At 64.7% G+C, this 16,903-nt stretch carries 18 protein-coding genes; 4 read left to right on the top strand and 14 right to left on the bottom strand.

The features are described 5' to 3' along the window. Positions 1-42: 42 nt before the first annotated feature. The 7 genes from soxB to HTY61_RS03375 all read right to left on the bottom strand — a co-directional run bounded on the left by soxB (position 43) and on the right by HTY61_RS03375 (position 5,567). Positions 43-1,737, bottom strand: coding sequence for a thiosulfohydrolase SoxB (gene soxB, locus HTY61_RS03405; protein ID WP_175275482.1), 1,695 nt, complete (start codon positions 1,735-1,737; stop codon positions 43-45). A gap of 120 nt (positions 1,738-1,857) precedes the next feature. Continuing rightward, a complete protein-coding gene (gene soxA / locus HTY61_RS03400; protein WP_175275481.1) occupies positions 1,858-2,715 on the bottom strand; it encodes a sulfur oxidation c-type cytochrome SoxA in 858 nt (285 codons plus the stop codon). A gap of 59 nt (positions 2,716-2,774) precedes the next feature. Beyond that, on the bottom strand, positions 2,775-3,101 hold the full coding sequence (soxZ, locus tag HTY61_RS03395) for a thiosulfate oxidation carrier complex protein SoxZ (RefSeq protein ID WP_175275480.1): 327 nt from the start codon (positions 3,099-3,101) through the stop codon (positions 2,775-2,777). A 24-nt stretch (positions 3,102-3,125) separates the two neighbouring features. Continuing rightward, positions 3,126-3,581 (bottom strand): thiosulfate oxidation carrier protein SoxY, encoded by a 456-nt coding sequence (gene soxY / locus HTY61_RS03390; protein WP_175275479.1) that lies wholly within the window; start codon positions 3,579-3,581, stop codon positions 3,126-3,128. A gap of 23 nt (positions 3,582-3,604) precedes the next feature. Further along, positions 3,605-4,069, bottom strand: a complete 465-nt coding sequence (soxX, locus tag HTY61_RS03385; RefSeq protein ID WP_175275478.1) for a sulfur oxidation c-type cytochrome SoxX — start codon at positions 4,067-4,069, stop codon at positions 3,605-3,607. A 165-nt stretch (positions 4,070-4,234) separates the two neighbouring features. Then, complete coding sequence (locus HTY61_RS03380) at positions 4,235-4,813, bottom strand: SoxW family protein (RefSeq protein ID WP_428978288.1); 579 nt, start codon at positions 4,811-4,813, stop codon at positions 4,235-4,237. A 19-nt stretch (positions 4,814-4,832) separates the two neighbouring features. After that, the gene (locus tag HTY61_RS03375) at positions 4,833-5,567 is read right to left on the bottom strand and encodes a cytochrome c biogenesis CcdA family protein (protein WP_175275476.1); all 735 of its coding nucleotides are present in this window, start codon (positions 5,565-5,567) and stop codon (positions 4,833-4,835) included. A 105-nt stretch (positions 5,568-5,672) separates the two neighbouring features. Between HTY61_RS03375 and HTY61_RS03370 the strand changes: the two genes are divergently transcribed. The 3 genes from HTY61_RS03370 (at position 5,673) to HTY61_RS03360 (ending at position 7,656) form a co-directional block, all read left to right on the top strand. Then, the gene (locus tag HTY61_RS03370) at positions 5,673-6,044 is read left to right on the top strand and encodes a thioredoxin fold domain-containing protein (RefSeq protein WP_175275475.1); all 372 of its coding nucleotides are present in this window, start codon (positions 5,673-5,675) and stop codon (positions 6,042-6,044) included. A gap of 66 nt (positions 6,045-6,110) precedes the next feature. Next, on the top strand, positions 6,111-6,455 hold the full coding sequence (locus HTY61_RS03365; RefSeq protein WP_175275474.1) for an ArsR/SmtB family transcription factor: 345 nt from the start codon (positions 6,111-6,113) through the stop codon (positions 6,453-6,455). A 100-nt stretch (positions 6,456-6,555) separates the two neighbouring features. Continuing rightward, a complete protein-coding gene (locus HTY61_RS03360; protein WP_175275473.1) occupies positions 6,556-7,656 on the top strand; it encodes a YeeE/YedE family protein in 1,101 nt (366 codons plus the stop codon). A 2-nt stretch (positions 7,657-7,658) separates the two neighbouring features. Here HTY61_RS03360 and HTY61_RS03355 read toward each other — a convergent pair whose 3' ends face one another. Further along, complete coding sequence (locus HTY61_RS03355; RefSeq protein WP_175275472.1) at positions 7,659-8,588, bottom strand: MBL fold metallo-hydrolase; 930 nt, start codon at positions 8,586-8,588, stop codon at positions 7,659-7,661. A gap of 114 nt (positions 8,589-8,702) precedes the next feature. Between HTY61_RS03355 and HTY61_RS03350 the strand changes: the two genes are divergently transcribed. Next, complete coding sequence (locus HTY61_RS03350; protein WP_175275471.1) at positions 8,703-9,815, top strand: YeeE/YedE family protein; 1,113 nt, start codon at positions 8,703-8,705, stop codon at positions 9,813-9,815. A gap of 4 nt (positions 9,816-9,819) precedes the next feature. Here HTY61_RS03350 and hemA read toward each other — a convergent pair whose 3' ends face one another. From hemA to urtE, 6 genes are all read right to left on the bottom strand, one after another. Then, on the bottom strand, positions 9,820-11,037 hold the full coding sequence (hemA, locus tag HTY61_RS03345; protein WP_175275470.1) for a 5-aminolevulinate synthase: 1,218 nt from the start codon (positions 11,035-11,037) through the stop codon (positions 9,820-9,822). A gap of 111 nt (positions 11,038-11,148) precedes the next feature. Then, the gene (locus HTY61_RS03340) at positions 11,149-11,838 is read right to left on the bottom strand and encodes a D-lyxose/D-mannose family sugar isomerase (protein ID WP_175275469.1); all 690 of its coding nucleotides are present in this window, start codon (positions 11,836-11,838) and stop codon (positions 11,149-11,151) included. 108 nt (positions 11,839-11,946) lie between these two features. Then, the gene (gene cueR, locus HTY61_RS03335; protein ID WP_175275468.1) at positions 11,947-12,336 is read right to left on the bottom strand and encodes a Cu(I)-responsive transcriptional regulator; all 390 of its coding nucleotides are present in this window, start codon (positions 12,334-12,336) and stop codon (positions 11,947-11,949) included. A gap of 11 nt (positions 12,337-12,347) precedes the next feature. Continuing rightward, positions 12,348-14,708, bottom strand: coding sequence for a heavy metal translocating P-type ATPase (locus tag HTY61_RS03330; RefSeq protein WP_175275467.1), 2,361 nt, complete (start codon positions 14,706-14,708; stop codon positions 12,348-12,350). Positions 14,709-14,868: 160 nt separating this feature from the next. Then, entirely contained in the window at positions 14,869-15,993 is a 1,125-nt protein-coding gene (locus HTY61_RS03325; RefSeq protein WP_175275466.1) for a hypothetical protein, read from the bottom strand. 189 nt (positions 15,994-16,182) lie between these two features. After that, on the bottom strand, positions 16,183-16,881 hold the full coding sequence (gene urtE, locus HTY61_RS03320; protein ID WP_175275465.1) for an urea ABC transporter ATP-binding subunit UrtE: 699 nt from the start codon (positions 16,879-16,881) through the stop codon (positions 16,183-16,185). Positions 16,882-16,903: the final 22 nt, after the last annotated feature.

The following is a 16,903-nucleotide window of genomic DNA, read 5'->3' as shown; positions in this document are numbered from 1 at the left end:
ATCAGAAAAAACTCCGCATGTCGAATGCGTATCTTCCATGAATCAGGCGTCGACGATGACCGAGGTGTTTTCCTTCAGCTGCACGACCGGGTTTTTCGCCAGGTAGCTCTCGACGACATCCCAGATGGCCGGCCCCTCGGTGCCCTCGTTGACCGACGCCCAGCCCGCAACTGCATACTCCTTGTCGGCCTCGATCGGCTCGCCGGTCTTCAGCAGCGTCATGTCGGATATGCGCGAGCCCATCCGCTCGTGCACGTTGATCCGGTAGCCCATGCCGCCGACCCGCACCATGTCGCCGCCCTGCTGATAGTAGGGATCGGTATTGAACAGGTTGTCAGCGACATCCTCGATGATGTCCTTGAGCGTCGAACCCGTCATCATCGAGCGATAGGCGGACGGATAGGTCATCGACGTCGCGTTGTGCAGGTCTTCCACCGTTATCGACTGGCCCGGCAGCAGGCTGGTGCCCCAGCGGAATCCCGGAGACAGGGCGATATCGGCATCCCGCTCGGAGATCAGCGCATCGCAGATCAGGTCGTCGAAGGTGCCGTTGAAGTTGCCGCGCCTGTAGAGCAGCGAGTCCGTCTTTCCCAAGACCCGGGACAGTTCCGCCTCGTAGGGTTCGCGCACCTTGTCGATAAGGGCAGAGACCTCGGCATCCGGCGTGATGACATCGGAGAAGATCGGTATCAGCTTGTACTTGTAGCCCTGCACCGCACCGTCGCGCACGTCGAGATCGACACGGCTGATGAACTTGCCGTTGGAGCCCGAGGCGATAACAAGCGTGTCGTTCACGATTACCGGCTCCGGCAGCGCGTCGTGCGTATGGCCGGTCAGGATCACGTCGATGCCGTCGACCCGTGAGGCGAGCTTCCGGTCCACGTCGAAACCGTTGTGAGAAAGAAGAACGACCACGTCGGCCCCTTCCTCGCGAGCCGCCGCCACATTGGCGACCACATCCTCCTCGCGAATTCCGAAGGACCAGTTCGGGAACATCCAGCGCGGATTGGCAATCGGCGTGTAGGGGAAGGCCTGGCCGATGACGGCGACACGCACGCCGCCCTTGTCGAAGATCCGGTAGGCCTCGAAGGCCGGCTCGTTCCACTCGGCATCATAGATGTTGCCGCCGAGGAACGCGAAGGGCAGGCTGTCGACCAGTTCCGTGACCCGGTCGGCGCCATAGGTGAACTCCCAGTGGCCTGTCATGGCATCCGGCTTGAGGGCGTTCATGACCTCGACCATATCCGCGCCCTCGGTCTTGAGCGAAGTGTAGGAACCCTGCCAGGTGTCCCCGCCGTCGAGCAGCAGCACATTGTCGTCGCCGCGCTCGGCACGGATGCTCTTGATGACCGTTGCGCAGCGATCCAGCCCGCCCATCATGCCGTATGTCCTCGCCAGCGAGACGAAATCCTCCGACGTCAGGGCATAGGCATGGGGTGTGCCGGGCTCGATATTGTAGAGCTCGAGAAAGTCCTTGCCGGTGACATGCGGCGGCAATCCGGTCACCTCGCCGACGCCGAGATTGATCGACGGCTCGCGGAAGTAGAGCGGCTTGAGCTGGGCGTGTATGTCCGTGATGTGCACGAGCGTGACATTGCCGGTCGCGTCGAACGACAGCAGGTCATCCTCCGAGATCGCCTGCTGCGCCATCGCGCGGGACCAGCTTCCGACGAGCCCGGGACCGGCCACGGCGGCCGCTGCGACAGATGCCATCAAGAATTCGCGACGTGAGAACATTCCAGTCCAGCTCCAGACAAGACAAAGACATTCCGCCCGGCAGAAACGACCGGCAGCCATGCCTAAAGAACATTTTCGATGACCGGGACGCTTCGCCCCGGTCGTTCAATGGGCAGTCGCCTACTGGCGGACTGCCGGCGTTTCGACCGAAAGCCCGGTTCCGCGCCAGGTCACGTAGACCTCCAGTGCCATCAACTCATCCGAGAAGGCCGCGGGATATTCCGCCCGCGTATCGCGGATGCAACCGCGGAAACGGTTGTGCAGCGACACCAGCGACGCCTGCTTGAGACGATAGGTCGGGAAACCGTTGACCTGCCCCTGGCTGAGATGGTCGGCGCGGATGTACTCGCCATTGTGATCCTCGTGGCAGTTGGCGCAGGAAAGGTTGAGCTGCCCGGTGCGGGTATAGTACATCTCCTTGCCCCGCTCCCACCAGCTCTGCATGTCGCCCTCGGCCAGGTCGATCGACATCGGCTCGCCAAGCGACTGGTGCTTGATGTAGGCCGTGAGCGGCTTCTGGCCGCCCTTGTCGAACGCGTAGGGTTCGGCACCCATCCGCTCCTCGCGGCACTTGTTGATCTGCAACTCGATATTGATGGGCCGGCCCGCCTCGGCATCCCATTTCGGATAGTGAGCGCCGACACCCGCCATGGATTCCGAGGCATCTCCGTGGCAGCTCGCGCAGGATTTTCCTTCCGTGCCTTCCACGGTGTTCCAGATCTCCTCGCCCTGCTCCACGTAAAGCATGGCCGGATTCTCGAACGTATCCGCCTCGAGTTCCCGCGTTTCCTTGGTTCGATAGTGCCAGCCGGAAATCAGTTCATCGAGCGGATGCCCCTCCGGTGGCGCAGTGCGGGTTGTCATTTCGATTTCACCGTCAATGACAAGCTGCTCATCGACGGGTCCGCCGGCGAACGCGGTGGCGCTGCAGGCGCCGGCCAACGCGATAGCGGCCGTAGTGACAAGAATTTTCTTCATCAAAGTGCTTCCTCCCGGAAAGGGTCGAACGGCCTGCCCTCCCGCGCAGGCCGAGCGCCTCAGTTCAGCGCGATTTCCTTCTCTTCCGTGTAAACGGACCCGTCATCATCCACCCAGGTGAACTTGAACGTGCCCGCCTCGTTCACCTTGGCCGTGAATTCCAGATACGGATTCGCGGATACGGCCGGCTCGATGTCGCAGGAGAACACCACCTGACCGTTGAACTCGCAGGTGAACTTGTTGATGATCTGCCGCGGGATGGGGTTTCCGTCGCTATCCTTGCGCTGGCCCGACTCCATCGGATGGCTGATCAGGGTCTTGATCGTGATGACCTCGCCCGCAGAAGCGGACTTCGGCACTTTGACGCGTGGTTTAACCGATGCCATTTCTTCTCTAACCTCCGATTACGATCAGCCGCCGCAGCCGCCGATGGTCACCTTGACTTCCTTCTTGTCCATGAAGACCTGCCCCGTGCTGGTTTTCGCAACCGCAATCACGTTCTGGGTCTTGGCAAGCCGCATGCGCGTCGTTGCCGAGGCCTCGCCGCTCATCGGGGTGAAATTGAAGGTGATCACATCCGGGCTGGGATTGCCGTCCGCGAAAATGGCAACCGATTCGACGTAGTCGTCCTCGGTCATCGGGCTCTCAACCGACACCGAAACCGGTACGGTGTTGCCGTTTTCCGCGATCTCCGGCGCGTTCAACGTGATCGTGCCTGTCGCGGGCTCGGCACCGCCCGCAAACTCCTTGACCTTGGCCATCGCATCTTCCGCGGTAGCCAGGGCCGGGCTCGTACGCATGCCGGCGACAGCGCCAATGGCTGCGCCCACCGACAAGGTGAGCATCGAACGCCGTGTAAGTGTCATTCCCTGTTCTCCTTCCTAAAGGATCATTCCTTCAGCGTCGCGAGATACGCGACGACATCCTCGACCTGCTGGGCGGTCAGAATGGTCTTGCCCACCAGGTCCTTGCGAACGTTGATGCCGACATCGAGCGTGTAGAAGCCCGGCATGATCGTCTGCTCGGAGAAGATCGCCTTCGAGTTGACCACGATCGCGCGCAATTCGTCGACCGACCAGCGATCCGCCACTCCGTCCAGCTCGGGCCCCACCTCTCCATGGAACTGCTGATCGCTTTGATCGCTGACCGCATGACAGGCCAGGCAGTTTCCGAGCTTGCGGTCGGCGAAAACCTTGCGGCCCTCGGCCGGATCACCCGGCACGCCGGTAAGCGACCCGCTGACCTTCATGTCCATAATCTTGACATCGCCCGGCGCCATTTCGCCGAAAGCGACCGCCGAGGACGCCATGATGGCAACCCCGGTCGCGAGCCAAGTCCGTGTCTTGAATACCATAGGCAATCGTTCCTCCTCCAAGCGAGCACTCCTCCAAAGGCACCCAGTCTTCCCGGCAACCTTGAGCAGGCAGGTCGCCCCTTTCCGCCAAACTACCCAAATGCGTGCCATCATTCAATGCACAAATATGATTTTTTGAATACTTTTGTCGCGCCTGCTCGAACCTCATTCGGCATCCAGGCGGCCGGCCTCGCGCAACTCGTTGATGATCCGGGCATGGTACTTCTGGAAATGCTCGTCACCCTCGTAACCTTTCTCATGCACCCAGCGGAACATGTTCAGGAAGGTCCACTTCCCGAACGCGCCCGGCATCGTGGCCACGGCCGCCTCCGCAACGGAAACACCCTCGGGCGCCTCTTCCGGCAGGAAGACGATAGTGGGCGTGAATACATATCCCCATTTGCGTGCCGCTGTCTTCTCCGTCAACACGTCGCCGTCAAGATCGGTCACCTCCTCGTCGCCGAACATGTTGTACTGCACGACCTTGAAATTGGCCTTGATGAAATCCGACACTTCGGGATCGGACAGAATCTGTTCGTGCATCGCACGGCAGTAGATACAGCCGCGCTGCTCGAAGATCAGCACAAGCCTCTTGCCCTCGTCCGCTGCCGTCTCGATGTCCTCGGCAACATCCTTGAATGTAATGGAGAACCAGTCCTCCTTGTGCAGGCCGTCATCTCCGATCTCGGCGGCCGCAGCCGGGCCGGCAAGCGCCAGCAACAGCACACCAGCAAATGCGATCATACGTTTCATACCGCTCCTCCTAGCCGATGGTGGCAAATGCCGGGAAGGTGTCCAGCAGCCACTGGGCAATCCGCGACATCTGCCCTGTCATGAACAGAATGCCTGTCAGTACAAGTAGCGCACCCATCGCCTTTTCCACCTTGTCCATGTGCTGCTTGAACCGGTTGGCCCAGCCGATGAACCGGCTCGCGAATGCGGCCGCGGCGATGAAGGGCAGGCCGATGCCGAGCGAGTATACCGCCAGCAGGCCCGCTCCGCGCAACGCCGTGTCCTCCGCGCCGGCGATGAACAGGATCGCCGCGAGCACCGGCCCGACACAGGGCGTCCATCCGAAGGCGAAGGCGAGGCCGATGATATAGGCACCGACCAGCCCGGCGGGTTTTTTCTGTACGTCGACGCGCGCCTCGCGGTACAGCATTGCTATCCGGAACAGGCCGAGGAAGTGCAGCCCCATCACGAGAATGATGATCCCCGCGATAACCGACAGGGCATTGAAATATTGCGCTATAGCCTGTCCGATGGCACTGGCGGTGGCGCCGAGCGCGACGAACACTGTGGAAAAGCCAAGCACGAATGCAACCGCCGACAGGATTATCCGGCGCGCACGGTCGCGCTCCATGTCCGACGACTGCAGTTCGGAAAATGACACGCCCGCGAGATAGGCGAGATAGGGCGGCACGATGGGCAGCACGCAGGGTGATACGAATGAAAGAAGGCCGGCAAGAAACGCGGCGCCAAAGCCGATGTCAAACACACAGATCCTCCCGTGTCGTCAGCCCGATCATGCAAGCGGGCTGTAAAATATGCACACAATGCTATATATAGATAGAAATCAAGTCCCGGAACCGTGAAAACAGAGATGGCCAGACCCTTCGCAAGACTCCTCTACGCCGCGCTTGCCGCGCTCCTGGCCGGCACGCCTGCCCTTTCGGCCGAACTTGTCATGTTCGAGCAGGCCGGATGCGCCTGGTGCAAGCGATGGAACGAGGAGATCGGCCCCGCCTATCCCAATACGGACGAGGGCAGGATCGCGCCACTTCGCCGGGTTGATATCAACAAGCCGATTCCCGAAGACCTCTCGAACATCCGTGTCGAACGGTTCACGCCGACATTCGTGCTGGTCGAGAACGGACAGGAAATCGGCCGCATGCGCGGCTACCAGGGAGACGAGTTTTTCTGGTTTCTTCTCGACGAAATGCTCAGGAAGCTGGAAGCGAAGGAAGCGGGATAATCCTGTTTCGAATCCGCCAAGCTGCGGATATATATGTGACGCGAAATTGAAAATCGGACAAGATTCATGCCGCTACCGAAATTCAACCCGGACATGGAAGCCAGCGATGCGGCGGCCCTCATGAAGCAGGCGCGCGAGGCAAGCGATCTGCTCAAGGCCCTTTCGCATGAAACGCGCCTTCTGATCCTTTGCATCCTTTCGGAGGGTGAAAAGTCGGTATCCGAACTGGAGGAGATCCTCTCGATGCCGCAGGCTGCCGTGTCGCAGCAGCTCGCGCGACTGCGTTTCGACCGGCTGGTGAAGACTCGCCGGGAAGGACGGATGATCTATTACAGCGTGGCCGGGGACGAAGTCTCGGCCGTTGTCGAGAGACTCTACGAGCTCTTCTGCGGCCCGGTGCGAAACCGGTAGTCTCCTCGTGTAGGAACATTTTGAAGCCGTGCTTGCCAAGCGGAACTGAACGCGGCAGGCTCGCAGGCATAGCGCCGCCGGATGCGCGGGAGGAAACGCCATGAACCTGTTGGAAAGCGCCTGGTCGCTGGCACTTGCGGGCGTCGTGATCGGATCGGTCATGGGATTCGTCGCACGCCGCTATCATTTCTGCACGATGTCCGCCCTGGAACGCCACTGGTATGCCGGCGACAGCACCGGTCTGCGCGCCTGGGTACTCGCCGCGGCGGTTGCGCTGTCGCTGACCCAGGTCATGCGGGCGCTGGGCTGGATCGACATATCCGACAGCTTCTACCTGACCGAGCCGCTTTCCGTTATCGGCACGATCATCGGCGGCGTGATGTTTGGCGTCGGCATGGCACTGGTCGGAACCTGCGGTTTCGGCGCCATCATCCGTTTCGGCGGCGGCAGCATGCGTGCGCTGGTGGTACTCACCGGTATCGCCCTGGCCGCGCTGGCCGCCCAGCGCGGTCTGACCGGTCACGTGCGCGCGGCAATCCTCGATCCCTTCTCGCTCGATCTCGGTCCCTTCGGCGGCCAGTCTGCCGGCGCGCTGCTGTCGAACCTGTTCGGCTTCGACATCGCCCTTCCCCTTGCCGTCCTGATCGCGGCAGGCCTGTTCATCTGGATCTTTCGAAGCGCCGAGTTTCGGCGCGATCGCGGAAAGGTGATTTCCGGTACGGTGATCGGCGCGGCGATTGCCGCGGGCTGGGCCGTGACTTCCCACTTTTCCGGACAACTGTTCCACCCCGTGCAGATCGAGGCAGGATCCTTCGTGATGCCGCTCGGCGACGCGATGCTGCAGATCATAACTGTAACCGGCACCCTGCCCGACTATGGCGTCGGCCTCGCTGCCGGAGTGCTCATCGGGGCGACGATCAGCGCCTGGCGATCGAAGGACATGCGCTGGGAAGCTTGCGACGACGCACGAGAGCTGAGCCGCCACCTGCTCGGCGCCTTTCTCATGGGCACCGGCGGCGTGTTCGCGCTCGGTTGCACCATCGGACAGGGTGTCAGCGCCGCCTCCGTGATGGCGGTGTCGTCGCCGATCGCGATGCTGTCCATCGCCTTCGGCGCGCGCATGGGCCTGGCCTACCTGCTCGAGGGATCGGCCACCGCCTTCCTGCGCCGGCACCGTCATTCTGGCCAGCCGGCCGAGTAGCCTCAGCCGTCGGCCACGAAGCGATAGGCCGATCCGGCCTTCTCGACACGGCCGATGCCGCCCTCGGGCAGGTGGAACCCGACAAATCGGGTCTGCTCCTGCGCAAGCCGGTCGAGCAGCCGGGTGCGGGTCGCGATCCCCTCCCCGGCATCCTGGTCCGACCCCGACGGCCACTCGGGATGCGCGAAGGACACGACGGAACTGGTCGCGGCATCGCCGATGACTGTCACGCTGTCGCTGCCCTCGTGGATGGCGAAGGAAGTATGTCCCGGTGTATGGCCGTGCGTGTCGATCGCCTCGATGCCCGGCAGCACCTCGTCGCCCCAGTTGAATAGCTGGATCATGTCCTCGAGGGCCGCGAGCCGGTTCTGCGCGCCGACGACGAAGCTCTTGCGTGCTTCGGGCATCTTTTCCAGCGTGTCGTCCGCCCGCCAGAAGTCCCATTCGACCCGGTTGATGTAGTAGTTTGCCTCCGGGAACACGAACTCGTCGAAATCGTCCAGCAGACCCCAGATGTGATCGGGGTGCGCATGGGTGAAGAGCACGTCGGTCACCTCCTCGGGGGCGACGCCGGCAGCATCGATGTTGTCGAGGATCCTTCCCGCGCTCGGCATGAAGTTCGGTCCCGCTCCGACGTCGAACAGGACGACGCGGTCGCCGTCCCTGAGCACCGTGACATTGCAGTCCGGTTCCAGCGCGTCGGTGGACAGGCCCGCCGTCTCGAGAAGCGCCTTCAGCTCGGCCTCCGGCACGTCGGGAAACGCGAAATCGAGCGGCAAGACGAGGTTGCCGTCGCTCACCGTCGTGACCGACTTCTCTCCCAGGGACACTTCGGCAACAGCGCGCGATGCGAGGCCCGGAAGCAGCGGCATGGACGCAGCGGCACCGAACAGCGCCATCGCCTCGCGGCGCGTCGGACTCTTGATGTTCATTGGGTTCCTCCCCCGGTCGAAGCATATTCGTATTCAAATATATGAGAGGATGCTTGATCAAGGTCAACGTCATGCATCCCGAATTGCGGCCATCATGGCGCAAGGGGGATACCAATGGACATGCTGACGAACGCCCTTGTCGCCATCGTCGACCGCATCGGAGAAGCGTGGACGCTTGTCCTGGGCGGTGCCGTGATCGGCGCGCTGTTCGGCGCCTTTGCCCAGCAGAGCCGCTTCTGTCTCCGCGCCGCCACCGTCGAGTTCTCGCGCGGACGGATCGGCGAGAAGACATCGGTGTGGCTGCTCGTCTTCACCTCGGCCATGTTCGGCACGCAGCTGCTCGATGCCATTGGCATGCTGACAACGAGCGAGGCCCGCCAGATCGCTTCGCCGCAGAGCCTGTCCGGCGCGGCGATCGGCGGCCTGCTCTTCGGCAGCGGCATGATACTGGCGCGCGGCTGCGCCAGCCGCCTCCTCGTCCTTTCTGCAACGGGGAACCTGCGGGCGCTCCTGTCCGGCCTCGTCTTTGCCGTCGTTGCCCAGGCAAGCCTTCGCGGCTTCCTGTCGCCGGCGCGCGAGGCGCTCGCCCGCCCTCTGACCACGGTCTCGACCGGCGGGAACGACCTGCTCGCCATGACCGGCCTCGACACCGTAAAGGCGGCTACGGCAGCCGGCATCGCCCTCATCCTGTCCGTCATCGTCGCCACGCGACAGAAGGTCGATGCCTGGCGGGCCACCGCCGCCTTCCTGGTCGGCCTCGCCATACCCGCGGCATGGCTGTTCACCCATGTCATGCGCGGCATCGCATTCGAGCCGATCACCATGAATTCGCTCACCTTCACCGGGCCTTCGGCCGACACGCTGATGCTGTTCCTCACCCCGCCCGGCTCGATGATGGACTTCGACGTCGGCCTCGTGCCCGGCGTTTTCATCGGCGCCTTCATTGCCGCGTGGCTGACGGGACAGCTGGAATTGCAGGGGTTTCACGACGGGCGCTCGATGCGGCGCTACCTGCTGGGCGCGTCCATGATGGGCTTCGGCGGAATGCTTGCCGGCGGCTGCGCCGTCGGCGCCGGCGTCACCGGCGCCTCCGTCTTCGCCATGACCGCCTGGATCACGCTGTTCTGCATGTGGCTTGCGGCCGGCGTTACCGACTGGCTGGTCGATCGCGGAAGGGAAGTGCCTTCAGGTCCGCGCCCGCCCCTCGCGAACCAGCCTGCCGAATAGGCGTTCAGGCCACGGCCCTTGCCAGCGCGCATTGCGACCACAGGTCGCTGAGTGCGGAGGCAAGATGGTCGATGTCCGCCTCGGTGTGCAGCGGCGTCGGCGTGATGCGCAGCCGTTCCGTCTTCACCGGAACCGTCGGATAGTTGATCGGCTGCACATAGATCCCGTACTGGTCCAGCAGGATGTCGGAGAGCCACTTGCACTTCTTCGCATCCCCCACCATCACCGGAACGATGTGGCTCGGGTTCGGCATGTGCGGGATACCCTGCCGGTCCAGCGCCGCGCGCACCCGCGCCACATTGGCCTGGTGCGCAGCCCGTTCCGCCGCGCTCTGCTTGAGATGCCGGATCGACGCCGTCGCGCCCGCAGCCAATGCCGGCGGCAGCGCCGTGGTGAAGATGAAGCCCGATGCGAAGGACCGCACGAAGTCGATCAGGTTGCGGGTGCCCGTGATGTAGCCACCCATCACCCCGAAGGCCTTGCCCAGCGTCCCCTCGATCACCGTGAGCCGGTCCATCAGGCCCTCGCGCTCCGCGACACCGCCGCCGCGCGGCCCGTACATGCCCACCGCGTGAACCTCGTCGAGATAGGTCATCGCGTTGTACTTGTCGGCGACGTCGCAGATCTCGGCGATCGGCGCGATGTCGCCATCCATCGAGTAGACGCTCTCGAAGGCCACCAGCTTCGGCGCCGCCGGGTCGTCGGCCGCCATCAGGCGGTCGAGATCGCGCCAGTCATTGTGCCTGAAGATCCGCTTCTCGCAGCGCGCATGGCGGATGCCCTCGATCATCGAGGCATGGTTGAGCGCGTCCGAATAGACGATCATGCCCGGAACCTTCGAGGCCAGCGTGCCCAGCGCCGCCCAGTTGGAGACATAGCCCGACGTGAAGATCAGCGCCGCCTCCTTGCCGTGCAGGTCGGCAAGCTCGCGCTCCAGCTTCACGTGGTAGTGGTTGGTGCCGGAGATGTTGCGGGTGCCGCCCGCCCCCGTGCCGCACTTGTCGATCGCCTCGTGCATGGCCGCAACGACCTTGTCGTTCTGGCCCATGCCCAGATAGTCGTTCGAGCACCAAACCGTCACGTCCTGGGTCGACCCGTCCTCGCGGTAGCGCGTCGCCTTCGGAAACTCACCCGCATGGCGTTCAAGATCCGCAAAAACGCGGTAGTTGCCGTCCTCGCGCAAGCTGGAAAGACGGTCGGCGAAAAACTGCTCAAGATTCATAGTGTTTTCCCTATGTATCGCGGCAAGATGCGATACGGGTCCCTTCCCGTCAACCGCCATTCGTTGCTGCACCGCAACCCGAGGCGGCCATGCCGCCGAGGGTCGGAATTGTCATTTCAGCCATGCATCGTAGTCGGAGACGAGGAGATGGAGCGGTTCCGCGTCCTCCTCGATCCGGGAGAAGCGGCCGATCGGCTCCCGGAAGATGTTGTCGGTCAGGTCGTCATTGACGTTGGACACCTCTCCGATCAGAACGCTGCCGCCCTCGCCCCAGAAGGCATGCCATGTATCGGGCTCCAGCGTGACGCTTTCCCCCGGCGCGAGTTTCAGATGCCCGCCCGCCGGCAGGGTCCGGACCGTCCCGTCGGTCAGCACCCGGACCTCCGCATCCTCGCTGATGGAGCCGTCGGCATCCGCCTTGAAGAGCTCCAGCACCAGGGTGCCCCCGCCCTTGTTGATGATGTCTTCGGTCTTCAGGTTGTGCCGGTGCATCGGCGATATCTGGTTCTCGCCGGAGATCATGATCTTCTCGGCATAGAGCATGCCCCGGCCCCGCTCGACATTGGCGAGCGAGCCGTTGCGCACGGTGAATAGGAACAGGCCGAGTTCCTCGAAGCGGCCCTGGCCGTAATCGGTGATGTCCCAGCCCAGCCGGTGATCGCGGATGCGCGCGCTGTCATCCGCCACGCGAGCCTTCAGTTCCGCCGGCGACCAGTAGGCGAAAGGCGGCAGCACGTATCCGAAGGACCGGATGAAGGCTTCGCTCTCCCGGATGATCTCGTTGACGGTCGAACGTTTCATGACGCACCTCTCCCTGTGGCCGGACAATGCGCGCGACGGGCACGACGACCGGGCCGCACTCCCTGTCCGTGAGTCGCTCGCGAACCCATATAGCCGCGTGGAACGAATTCAGGAACCGCCCGCGAGATCGTCGATGATCGGGCAGTCCGGCCGGTCGTCGCCGTGGCAGTGCCGCGCGAGATTCGCCAGCGTGTCGCGCAGCGATTGCAGCTCGGCGATCTTGCGGTCGATCTCCGCCACCTTCTCCAGGGCCATCGCCTTGACGTCGGCGCTCGCCCGGTTCTTGTCGTCATAGAGCGACAGCAGGTGCCGGCACTCGTCGATGGTGAAGCCGAGGCTGCGCGAGCGCTGCAGGAAGCGCAGCCGGTGCACGTCGCTCTCGGAATAGTCGCGATAGCCGTTCGCCGACCGGGTTGGCGTGACCAGCCCGATCTCCTCGTAGTAGCGGATCGTCTTGGCCGGCAGGCCGGCCATCTCGGAAGCCGTTCCGATGTTCATGGCGCCCTCCCCTAAAGTTTCAGCGAGCGCAGGCGCAGCGCGTTGGAAATCACCGACACCGACGACAGGCTCATCGCCGCCGCGGCGATCATCGGCGACAGCAGCGTGCCGGTCAAAGGATAGAGGATGCCCGCGGCAACCGGAACGCCGACGGCGTTGTAGGCGAATGCCCAGAACAGGTTCTGCCGGATGTTGGCGAGCGTCGCGCGGGCCAGCCGGCGCGCCTTGACGATGCCCTGCAGGTCGCCCTTCAGCAGGGTGATGCCGGCGCTCTCCATCGCCACGTCGGCGCCGGTGCCCATGGCGATGCCGACATCGGCCGCGGCCAGCGCCGGCGCGTCGTTGATGCCGTCGCCGGCCATGGCGACGCTGCGGCCCTGCGCGTGCAGCTCGTCGACCAGCGCCTTCTTGTCCTCCGGCAGCACGCCGGCGCGCACCTCGTCGATGCCGAGCTGCGTGGCGACGGCATTGGCGGTGCGCCCGTTGTCGCCGGTCGCCATGATGATGCGCAGGCCCTCGCCATGCAGCGCCTCGATCGCGCCGGCCGTCGATTGCTTGACCGGATCGGCCACGGCCACCATGCCGGCAAGCTTGCCGTCGACGGCGACGAACATCACGGTCTTTCCCTCGCCGCGCAGCGCGTCGGCCCGTTCCTCCGCCGCCGACGTGTCGATGCCCTCTGCCTGCATCATCGCGCCGTTGCCGAGGGCCACCGCCTTTCCGCCGACCCTGCCCTTCACGCCCTTGCCGGTCACCGACTCGAAGCCGGAGGCCGAACCGGTCTTCACGCCTCGCGCCTCCGCCCCGGCGACGATCGCCCCGGCGAGCGGGTGTTCCGATCCCTTCTCCAGCGCGGCAGCGAGGCCGAGCACCGTGTCCCCGGAGCGGCGGCCAAGCGCGATCACGTCGGCCAGTTCCGGCCTGCCCTCGGTGAGCGTGCCGGTCTTGTCGACGACCAGCGTGTCGACCTTCGCCATCCGTTCCAGCGCGCCGGCCTCGCGGACGAGGACGCCCGCCTGCGCGCCGCGCCCGGTCGCCGTCATGACCGACATCGGCGTGGCAAGGCCCAGCGCGCAGGGGCACGCGATGATGAGAACGGACACGGCCGAGACGATGGCGAAGACGAAGGCCGGATCGGGGCCCCAGACCATCCATGCAATGAAGGCCATGACCGCGACGGCGACGACCGCCGGCACGAAATACGAAGCCACCCGGTCGGCCAGCCCCTGGATCGGTGCGCGCGACCTTTGCGCCGAGGCGACCATCTCGACGATACGGGCCAGCATCGTGTCCTCGCCGACCTTCACCGCCTCGATGACCAGCGTGCCGTTCCCGTTGAGCGTCCCGCCGGTGACGGTATCGCCCTGCGATTTCTCGACCGGCAGCGGCTCGCCGGTCAGCATGCTCTCGTCGACCGAGGAACGGCCTTCGAGGACCACGGCATCGACGGGCACGCTTTCGCCGGGGCGCACCCGCATCCGGTCGCCCTCGATCATGTTTTCCAGCGGCGCGTCATACTCGTCGCCGTCCGGCGTGATGCGCCGCGCCGTCTTCGGCGCCAGATCGAGCAGCGCCCTGATGGCGTCGCCGGTCCGTTCGCGGGCGCGCAGTTCCAGCACCTGGCCGACGAAGACCAGCGCGATGATGACGACCGACGCCTCGAAATAGACCGGCACATGGCCGCCCGTGCGCATGGATTCCGGGAACAGGCCCGGCAGGAAGGTGGCGACCACCGAATAGGCATAGGCCGCCGCGACGCCGAGCATGATCAGCGTCCACATGTTGAAGTTGCGGGTCTGCAGCGAGGTCCAGCCGCGCTGGAAGAACGGGGCCGCCGCCCACAGCACGACGGGCGTGGCCAGCAGGAACTCGAGATACAGCGCGATCCGCTCGCCGATCCATTCGCGCACCGGCAGGCCGGCCATCGGCCCCATGGTCAGGATCATCAGCGGGATGGCGGCGCCGGCGCTGACCCACAGCCTGCGGGTGAAATCGATCAGCTCGTGGTTCGGCTCGTCGGAAACGCCGCTCATCGGCTCCAGCGCCATGCCGCAGATCGGGCAGGTTCCCGGGCCCTCCTGCACGATCTCCGGGTCCATCGGGCAGGTATAGAGCGCGTTCTTCGGCTCGGCCTTCTTCTTCCTCTTGCTGTTGCCGGAAAGGAAGAAATACGGGTCGGCCTCGAAGCGGTCGTGGCACTTCGGATTGCAGAAGTGATACGCCTCGCCCCTGTATGTCAGCGACGGCTTGCCGGCGTTGAGCTTCACCGTCATCCCGCAGACGGGATCGATGGCGGTGGCGCCGTCCGGCACGGCCTTCTCCGCCTCATGGCCGCCGCAGCAGGTGCCGGCGTGATCGTGGTGGTGATCCATTTCTCGAACCTTCCAGTCGTGGCAGGCCGCAGATAGGGCTTCCAGTCACTGGAAGGTCAAGGGGAGACGCCGGCATCGCGGCAGAAACAGGTGCATGGACGCGCGCGGTCGCCCGCGCGTCCCATCGGAGGCCGGGTCGACATTTCCCCCTTTCGTTTCGCTACGGGTCGTCCTTCGTGGCCCAGAAGGCGAGGCGCTGGCATTCCTTCAGGACCTCGTCGATGTCGTGGACGTTTCGCTTGCGGTATCCCGGCGGCGGGCCGGGGCGCATGGCGGTGTAGATGACCTTCCGGCTGTCTATGGGACGGTGGCGGCGGCGCGCCTCGTGACGGGCAAGGCGCCGGGCCTCGCGGTCGATGTTGTCCAGCGCCATGCGCGCCGAGACCAGGCGGCGCAGCAGGGTGACGGCGGGAACGGCATCGCCCGGCAGGCGCAGGTCGGGTTCCGGCGATGGCGGGTGGCGAATGTAGACCGGAAACGGGTTGTCCCCCAGCAGGCGGATGCGCGGACGGGATCTGCCGTAGCGGCGGCGGGGACGGGTGAAATCGAAGCGCTTGCGCGGGTCGATGAGGGAAAAGGCCGGGATGGTGCCCAGCGGCACCGGCCCGTCCGCGTCCTCCTCTTCCTCCGGTTCGGGGTCGGGGATGATGCGGAGATTGGCCAGCCCAAGGTTCACCGGCACGCGGACGAGCTGCGGGGCACCGGAAAGCGGTTTTTCCGGCAGCGGCGGCTCGGGGCGGATGGTGACGGTGACGGGGGTGGCTCCATGGCCGGGGCGGGGTCCGCTGCCTCCGGCACCTCCCGCCCGTTCGGATCCTGCCGGCGCTTCGCCGGATCGTCGGATCGCCGCTGGCGCGGCGACTCGGCGGCCGGGGACCCCGCTGCGTACCGCAGCTCCCCGGCGTTCGGAGCCTGCCGACGATTCACTGGATCGTCGGCTCGCCGCTGGCGCGGCGACCGGCTCCTCACCGCCCTTCCGCTTCAAGGCAGGCGCATGGCGGATCCGGACCTCGATGTCCCGCGCGGCAATCACGATCAGCCTTCGCACCGCGGCCTCGGCGGAGCGCAGGATGCGGCGGATGTGGAGAACGGCGTAGCGCGGCAGGGTCGCCGGGAGGACCGACGGAAGGGCGAACGAGCCGGCGGCGGCCTCGGGGGCGGCAGTGGAACCGGTCGGCGCGGGTGCCGTCCCGAAATCCAGCCCGGCGAGCGCGAAGAGCTCGCGCAGGATGCGCTGCAGGTCCCTGCGGTTTCTCTCCATCGCCAGTGCCCAGTCGAACTGCATCGTCCGTCTCCCAAGCCGCACCATGCGGCCGGAACAAGGATAGATGCGTGGCGGGAACGGTGGACAAACCCGGCCGTCACCCGCGGGAAAAGCGAAGGCGTTTTCTTGGGATTTCAATCACCTGATGACTTTTTCTGAAAATTCATGGAAACAACCATGTCCAACGCACGGGAACGAAAACGTGCCCGCCTACACCGTCAGGTGCTTCCGCACGGCCGGGTCGTCGAGGCTTTCGGCAGACCCCTCGTGCACGATCTCGCCACGATCCATGATGTAAACCCTGTCGGCAAGCTCGCGGCAGAAATCGAGATACTGCTCGACCAGCAGGATGGAAATGCCCTTCTCGTCGCGCAGATATTGCAGCGCGCGACCGATATCCTTGATGATCGAGGGCTGGATGCCCTCGGTCGGCTCGTCGAGGACGAGAACGCGGGGCCGCGTGACCAGCGCGCGGCCGATGGCGAGTTGCTGCTGCTGGCCGCCCGACAGGTCGCCGCCGCGCCGCGACAGCATGGATTTCAGCACCGGGAACAGCTCGAACACGTCTTCCGGCACGGTGCGCTCCTTTCGCGGCAGCCGCGCATAGCCGGTCTCGAGGTTTTCCTTCACGGTCAGGAGCGGGAAGATCTCGCGGCCCTGGGGGACATAGGCAAGCCCCCTGCCCGCCCGCGCATGCGGCGCGCCCGCAAGCGCCTCGCCGTCCAGCGCGATCTCGCCCTTGCGGATCGGCAGGTGCCCGGTCACCGCCCGCAGCAGCGACGACTTTCCGACGCCGTTGCGCCCGAGGATGCAGGTGATCTTTCCGGACTCGGCCCTCGCCGATACGCCGCGCAGCGCCTGCGCTGCGCCGTAGAACAGGTCGACATCGGAAACGGTCAACGCGGTCATGACGAGACTGCCTCCCAAAGGA

The organism is Oricola thermophila (assembly GCF_013358405.1).
Lineage (GTDB): Bacteria > Pseudomonadota > Alphaproteobacteria > Rhizobiales > Rhizobiaceae > Oricola > Oricola thermophila.
Note: the sequence above shows the minus strand (reverse complement) of the source record. Positions and strands in the feature narration are given on the sequence as shown.

Coding starts and splice junctions, on each gene's coding strand:
- HTY61_RS03330 (WP_175275467.1), bottom strand. CDS start 14,708: ATGGATCACCACCACGATCACGCCGGCACCTGCTGCGGCGGCCATGAG.
- HTY61_RS03355 (WP_175275472.1), bottom strand. CDS start 8,588: ATGAACATCAAGAGTCCGACGCGCCGCGAGGCGATGGCGCTGTTCGGT.
- urtE (WP_175275465.1), bottom strand. CDS start 16,881: ATGACCGCGTTGACCGTTTCCGATGTCGACCTGTTCTACGGCGCAGCG.
- soxX (WP_175275478.1), bottom strand. CDS start 4,069: ATGGTATTCAAGACACGGACTTGGCTCGCGACCGGGGTTGCCATCATG.
- HTY61_RS03360 (WP_175275473.1), top strand. CDS start 6,556: ATGAACCTGTTGGAAAGCGCCTGGTCGCTGGCACTTGCGGGCGTCGTG.
- HTY61_RS03370 (WP_175275475.1), top strand. CDS start 5,673: ATGGCCAGACCCTTCGCAAGACTCCTCTACGCCGCGCTTGCCGCGCTC.
- HTY61_RS03365 (WP_175275474.1), top strand. CDS start 6,111: ATGCCGCTACCGAAATTCAACCCGGACATGGAAGCCAGCGATGCGGCG.
- cueR (WP_175275468.1), bottom strand. CDS start 12,336: ATGAACATCGGAACGGCTTCCGAGATGGCCGGCCTGCCGGCCAAGACG.
- soxZ (WP_175275480.1), bottom strand. CDS start 3,101: ATGGCATCGGTTAAACCACGCGTCAAAGTGCCGAAGTCCGCTTCTGCG.
- HTY61_RS03380 (WP_428978288.1), bottom strand. CDS start 4,813: ATGATCGCATTTGCTGGTGTGCTGTTGCTGGCGCTTGCCGGCCCGGCT.
- soxA (WP_175275481.1), bottom strand. CDS start 2,715: ATGAAGAAAATTCTTGTCACTACGGCCGCTATCGCGTTGGCCGGCGCC.
- soxB (WP_175275482.1), bottom strand. CDS start 1,737: ATGTTCTCACGTCGCGAATTCTTGATGGCATCTGTCGCAGCGGCCGCC.
- HTY61_RS03350 (WP_175275471.1), top strand. CDS start 8,703: ATGGACATGCTGACGAACGCCCTTGTCGCCATCGTCGACCGCATCGGA.
- hemA (WP_175275470.1), bottom strand. CDS start 11,037: ATGAATCTTGAGCAGTTTTTCGCCGACCGTCTTTCCAGCTTGCGCGAG.
- HTY61_RS03325 (WP_175275466.1), bottom strand. CDS start 15,993: ATGCAGTTCGACTGGGCACTGGCGATGGAGAGAAACCGCAGGGACCTG.
- HTY61_RS03340 (WP_175275469.1), bottom strand. CDS start 11,838: ATGAAACGTTCGACCGTCAACGAGATCATCCGGGAGAGCGAAGCCTTC.
- soxY (WP_175275479.1), bottom strand. CDS start 3,581: ATGACACTTACACGGCGTTCGATGCTCACCTTGTCGGTGGGCGCAGCC.